Source organism: Corynebacterium sp. NML130628 (assembly GCF_001875665.1).
In the GTDB taxonomy this organism is placed as follows: Bacteria; Actinomycetota; Actinomycetes; order Mycobacteriales; family Mycobacteriaceae; genus Corynebacterium.
Genome location: NZ_MLAL01000037.1, coordinates 1 through 5,812, shown reverse-complemented (window position 1 = coordinate 5,812; position 5,812 = coordinate 1). Strand labels below are relative to the sequence as shown.

5 protein-coding genes and 4 tRNA genes are annotated in these 5,812 nt (G+C 57.4%); 7 read left to right on the top strand and 2 right to left on the bottom strand.

Translation table 11 applies throughout. The features are described from left to right. The first annotated feature begins 260 nt into the window (after window positions 1–260). The 5 genes from BJP07_RS09405 (at window position 261) to BJP07_RS09385 (ending at window position 1,170) form a co-directional block, all read left to right on the top strand. A tRNA-Glu gene (locus BJP07_RS09405) sits at window positions 261–333 on the top strand. Between the two features lie 33 nt (window positions 334–366). Continuing rightward, a tRNA-Asp gene (locus tag BJP07_RS09400) sits at window positions 367–443 on the top strand. Window positions 444–639: 196 nt separating this feature from the next. Further along, window positions 640–713, top strand: a tRNA-Asp gene (locus BJP07_RS09395). A 22-nt stretch (window positions 714–735) separates the two neighbouring features. Further along, a tRNA-Phe gene (locus BJP07_RS09390) sits at window positions 736–808 on the top strand. A 65-nt stretch (window positions 809–873) separates the two neighbouring features. After that, entirely contained in the window at window positions 874–1,170 is a 297-nt protein-coding gene (locus tag BJP07_RS09385; RefSeq protein ID WP_071567218.1) for a GNAT family N-acetyltransferase, read from the top strand. A 6-nt stretch (window positions 1,171–1,176) separates the two neighbouring features. Here the strand turns inward: BJP07_RS09385 and epsC are convergent, their stop codons facing one another. Continuing rightward, window positions 1,177–1,767, bottom strand: coding sequence for a serine O-acetyltransferase EpsC (gene epsC, locus BJP07_RS09380; RefSeq protein WP_071567219.1), 591 nt, complete (start codon window positions 1,765–1,767; stop codon window positions 1,177–1,179). A gap of 59 nt (window positions 1,768–1,826) precedes the next feature. Further along, entirely contained in the window at window positions 1,827–2,762 is a 936-nt protein-coding gene (gene cysK / locus BJP07_RS09375; protein WP_071567217.1) for a cysteine synthase A, read from the bottom strand. Between the two features lie 243 nt (window positions 2,763–3,005). Here cysK and ramA point away from each other — a divergent pair, with 243 nt between their 5' ends. Together ramA and murA are read left to right on the top strand one after the other, a co-directional pair. Then, the gene (gene ramA / locus BJP07_RS09370; protein WP_255365972.1) at window positions 3,006–3,866 is read left to right on the top strand and encodes an acetate metabolism transcriptional regulator RamA; all 861 of its coding nucleotides are present in this window, start codon (window positions 3,006–3,008) and stop codon (window positions 3,864–3,866) included. A gap of 24 nt (window positions 3,867–3,890) precedes the next feature. Then, the gene (gene murA, locus BJP07_RS09365) at window positions 3,891–5,147 is read left to right on the top strand and encodes a UDP-N-acetylglucosamine 1-carboxyvinyltransferase (protein WP_071567215.1); all 1,257 of its coding nucleotides are present in this window, start codon (window positions 3,891–3,893) and stop codon (window positions 5,145–5,147) included. Window positions 5,148–5,812: the final 665 nt, after the last annotated feature.

Genomic DNA, 5,812 nt, shown 5'->3' with positions numbered 1-5,812 from the left:
CTCAGGTGTGGTCATGCCTTCGAAGTATTTGTCGACTGCGGCCTCGCGGACGGTGTCGGGGAACTTTGCGGGCATCGGAATACCTTCCAGCCCTCAGCACTCCAACGAAATGTCCGCGCTCCCTTTTGGGGATTACTACTATCCTGTTATTACACTTTGCAGATTTGATGGGTGGATCTGCCTCGGAAACTCCCCATGTACTGGCGATTTGTGATGTTATTCTGCATAGGCTTATGATGGTCGGGCTGTTAACGCAGCGGGCCCCCATCGTCTAGAGGCCTAGGACTCCGCCCTTTCACGGCGGCAACACGGGTTCGAATCCCGTTGGGGGTACTTCAATCGCAAGATTGAAACATAAAAGCATAAGGCCCTGTGGCGCAGTTGGTTAGCGCGCCGCCCTGTCACGGCGGAGGTCGCGGGTTCAAGTCCCGTCAGGGTCGCCATGTTTGAAGAGTCGGAACGGAAACGTTCCGGCTCTTTTTCATTGTCCAGACAGCTCGTGGTGGCTATGTAGGGTCGGGGGATGTGACGTCGAAAAGTGTGGGTTGTGCTGGCGATTTGCTTGTGTTCGAGCGCTCTGTGTAAAGTATCAACTCGTGCAAGCGACCGTGCAACGGGCGCAAGTACGAAATTGAATAAGGCCCTGTGGCGCAGTTGGTTAGCGCGCCGCCCTGTCACGGCGGAGGTCGCGGGTTCAAGTCCCGTCAGGGTCGCGGACAACACTTGTGTTGTTCTGGCCAGATAGCTCAGTCGGTAGAGCACACGCCTGAAAAGTGTGGGGTCGCCAGTTCGATCCTGGCTCTGGCCACACTCCGACCCCTTCACTGCGGTGGAGGGGTTTTGTGTTTCTGCCCCGAGGATTGGAGCATAGTATTGTCGCTGCACGATGCCGAACAGCCCGAGCTGAAGAGGAATAATCAGGAGTCTCGCTACGAAATTCTTGTCGAGGGGCAGTTGGCTGGGTTCGCCACATACGCTGACGTCGACGGCGCGCGGGAGCTGCCACATACGTTCGTGGACCCGAAGTTCCGTGGGCAGGGCCTCTCAAGCCCGCTGATGCAGTACGCGCTTGACGACGCCCGCTCCGAGGGCCTCACTGTCGTCCCAACGTGCCCCGCCGTTGCGCGCTACATTGCGCAGAATCCGGAGTATGCGGACCTCGTCGAGTAGCGGGGGTTAGATGACGTAGCTGCCGGGGTCGAAGTACTTGTCGGGGTCGACGAGGTGTTTGGTTTCGCACTCTTTGCGTTCCCTGACTTTGGCGGGGATGCCAACGGCGATGGAGTTCGCCGGGATTGATTTCGTGACGACGGCATTCGCACCAACTGCCGTGTTGTCCCCGATTGTGATGGGGCCGAGGACCTTCGCGCCGGCACCAATGGTGACGTTGTTGCCGATGGTGGGGTGGCGCTTCGTCTGTGTGAGCACCTGCCCGCCGAGCGTTACGCCGTGATAGAGCATGACGCTGTCGCCGATCTCAGTGGTCTCACCGATGACGATGCCCATGCCGTGGTCGATGAAGAAGCGTCGGCCGATGGTGGCGCCGGGGTGGATTTCGATGCCGGTGAAGAAGCGGTTGGCCTGTGCGAGCACACGCGCGGGCCCTTTCAGGTTGCGTTGCCACATCCAGTGGCACACGCGGTGTGTCCAAATGGCGTGGAGCCCTGAGTAGACGATGGCGTTCTCGAGGTCGCCTCGCGCCGCCGGGTCGTGGTCCCGCGCGTTGGCAAGGTCCTCGCGGATCATTCGAATCACGCGGATGGCCATTTTGATCATGTGGTGATCCTACCAACGACCATTCGCGTGGTGGCGTCGCCCCGTTTGGGCTAGTCGCGGATGTCTTCGTACAGCACGGTGGAGACGTAGCGCTCACCGAAGTCCGGGATGATGACGACGATCGTCTTGCCTTCGTTCTCTTTACGGGCGGCGAGCTCCAGCGCGGCCTTGAGGTTGGCTCCTGCGGAAATGCCGCCGAGCACGCCGTCCTTGACTGCTAGTTCGCGCGAGGTGGCGACGGCATCTTCGTTCGACACTGTAATAATTTCGTCGATCACGTTTCGGTCGAAGGTGCCCGGGATGAAATTCGCGCCGAGGCCTTGAATCTTGTGAGGGCCGGCTTCACCAGTGGAAAGGAGTGGGGAAGCGGCTGGCTCGACGGCTACTGCCTTGACCGATTCCTTCTGTTCTTTCAGGTACTTCGCCGAGCCGGAGATCGTGCCGCCTGTGCCAACGCCAGCAACTACGATGTCGACCTCGCCGTCGGTGTCATTCCAGATTTCGGGGCCGGTGGTCTCGTAGTGAACCTGTGGGTTGGCCGCGTTTTCGAATTGGCTGGCCAGGATTGCGTTTTCCGTCGTTTCGACAATCTCGTTCGCCTTGTCGACGGCCCCTTTCATACCTGCCGCACCCGGCGTCAAAACGATCTCTGCCCCGTAGGCGCGAAGCACGACGCGGCGTTCCTGTGACATCGTTTCGGGCATGGTCAGGATCACTTTGTATCCCTTTGCCGCGCCAGTCAGTGCGAGGGCGATGCCGGTGTTGCCGGACGTAGCTTCGACGATGGTTCCGCCTGGCTTGAGTTCGCCAGAGGCTTCCGCGGTGCGGACAATTGCGTCGCCGATGCGGTCCTTGACGGAATTAGCAGGGTTGTAAAACTCAAGTTTTGCTAGGACTCGTGCGTTGAGGCCTTCGGTGATGCCGTTGAGTTCGACGAGTGGTGTATTGCCGATGAGGTCCAAGACGGACTTTGCGATCTTCGACATAAAAATGACTCCTTTACCTGTAGCTTTATAGTCAGTGTCGTGCTTGCTGCGCGATTATACACCCTCGATGCGTACAAGCCTGTCCCTATAAAGTAGACAGCTCGGTTCGCCCTCTTTTGGGGTAGTGAACCTGTGGATGTGCGGAAAGTGCGAAGTTTGGCTACCCCCGAAAACGCGTTATGATGAAAGGGCTTTGAGTCAAGTTCGACAAGCAGTGTCCCTAAACAGGGGACACTCGAACGGGTGGAAAGCGAGAGATCATTGACCGACGCACAGTGCCTTAAGGAAGACGACGACGCCATCCGCGCAGCGTTGACCACGCTGAAGACCGCAACCGGCATCCCGGTAGCAATGTATGGCACCCTTCTGGCGGACAACCGATTGCAGATCACGCAATGGATCGGACTGCGGACGCCGGCCCTGCAGGAACTTGTAATTGAGTCCGGTGCAGGTGTAGGCGGGCGGGTCGTCGCCACGCGTCGCGCTGTTGGCATTTCTGACTACACTCGCGCGAACGTTATTTCCCACGAGTATGACAAGCAGATTCAAGACGAAGGCCTGCACTCCATTGTTGCTGTCCCGGTGATAACCCAGCGTGAGATTCGCGGGGTGCTTTACGTGGGCGTGCACTCGCCTGTCCGCTTGGGCGACAAGGTTATTGAGGAAGTGGCGATGACGGCGCGCTGCCTTGAGCAGGATCTTGCAGTCAATATCGCACTGCGGCAGGGTGACGGCGCCCGCGCTGGACAGAAGACGGGTCGCGTCATGAATAGTGCGGAGTGGGAACAGGTACGTTCCACGCACTCGAAGCTGCGTATGCTCGCAAACCGGGTTGGCGACGAAAACCTGCGCAAGGAAATCGAGCAACTGTGTGATCAGATGGTCTCCCCAGTGCGGGTGAAGCAAACGACGAAGCTCTCTGCTCGTGAACTTGATGTCCTTTCTTGCGTAGCGCTCGGCCACACCAACGTCGAAGCAGCAGCAGAGATGGGCATCGGTGCAGAAACGGTGAAGTCCTACCTGCGCAGCGTGATGCGCAAGCTCGGTGCCCACACCCGTTACGAGGCAGTTAACGCAGCTCGTCGCATCGGGGCGTTGCCCTAACCGTTGTTGGGTACGCTGGGTTCCGTGAAAGAACGATTTTTAGTCACTGGTGGTACTCGGCTTGAGGGCGTCGTCAAGGTTGACGGTGCCAAGAACAGCGTGTTGAAGCTCATGGCGGCAGCGCTGCTCGCTGAAGGTACAACAACGCTGTATAACTGCCCCGAAATTCTCGACGTCCCGCTCATGCGAGATGTCCTAGTTGGCCTCGGCTGTTCCGTAGATATCGACGGCACCGTCGTTACCATTGACGTCCCTGCCGAGATTTCACCGCATGCGGACTTTGAAGCTGTCCGGCAGTTCCGCGCATCCGTCGCGGTGCTCGGACCTCTCGTTGCACGTTGCTCCGAGGCCTATGTTGCGCTCCCGGGTGGCGATGCAATCGGGTCCCGGCCTCTGGATATGCACCAGTCGGGCCTGGAGAAACTTGGGGCGACAACACATATTGAGCACGGTGCCGTCGTTGCGCGTGCTCAACAGCTGCACGGTGCGGACATTGCACTCGACTTCCCATCGGTAGGCGCGACCGAGAATATTGTTACCGCGGCCGTCCTTGCCAATGGCCGGACGACACTCTCTAACGCAGCCCGTGAACCGGAGATTGTCGACCTTTGTGACATGCTCCGCGCGATGGGGGCGCAGATTGAGGGCGCGGGAACATCGACAATCGTTATTGATGGCGTCGATAGGCTCGAGCCGACCCAGCACACCGTAGTTGGAGATCGAATTGTCGCAGGTACCTGGGCCTATGCGGCGGCAATTACCCAGGGCGACATCACGGTATCCGGCATTGCACCAGGCCACCTGCATCTTCCGCTGCAAAAAATCAAGCTTGCTGGCGCGCAGGTGGAAACCTATGACAACGGGTTCCGTATCAGGATGGACCAGCGCCCAAAGGCTGTTGACTACCAGACGCTGCCGTTCCCCGGATTCCCAACAGACCTGCAACCGATGGCGATTGCCCTTTCCGCGGTGGCCGAAGGCATTTCTGTCATCACAGAAAACGTCTTCGAGGCACGCTTCCGATTTGTCGACGAGATGATGCGCCTTGGTGCCGACGCCAACATCGACGGCCACCACGTTGCCCTACGTGGCGTATCGACGCTTTCCTCCACGGACGTCTGGAGTTCCGACATCCGTGCTGGCGCCGGGCTCGTCCTCGCGGGCCTCGTAGCGGAGGGACAGACCACGGTGCACGATGTTTACCACATTGACCGTGGCTACCCACGGTTTGTGGAGCAGCTCAATGAGCTCGGTGCAACCGTTGAACGTGTAACAAGTTAAACACTTTGAAAACGTGCTCCTTCCAGGCAATTTGTGTTGTTTGTTGGTTCGTGGTTAAGTTATCCCTCGTTGCCGACGAGCGGTTTGGTCGCTAGGAGGGAATGATCAAAGTGAATAAAGTTGCTGCTTGTGGGCGGTTTCGAGTCTGGCTGGTTTGGTTGGATTTGACTTTGCGTTCACGGGTGTGTAACTTTGTTTCAGCTGCTTGACGCTGGCTCTTGTTTGTGGGGTTGGTTGTTGGGTGTGCGGTTGTTGTTTGAGAACTCGATAGTGTGCCAATGTACTTTTTATTTTTTTGATTGCATTGACGTTTGGTTGCGTGCTGTGTGCCACGAAAGTGGTGTGTGCCGGTGGTGATGCTTGAACCTATGATTGGGTGTCACTAGTTTTGGTGCAGATTGCATGGTCATGTTGACTGTTTTGTTGATGTGGTTGTGGCTGGTCCTGTTTTTGCCCCGTCGGGTTGGGACCGGTTTGTTTGTATCTTTATTTTTGTAATTTTAGGATTTTGCCAGACATCAATGACGGCGTTGGTTGTTGTTGGTGGTTGGTTTGTTTTTGGTTAGGTTTTCGGGCTTTTCACGGCCTTGTTTCTTTCTGAAATATTTTTGTGGAGAGTTTGATCCTGGCTCAGGATGAACGCTGGCGGCGTGCTTAACACATGC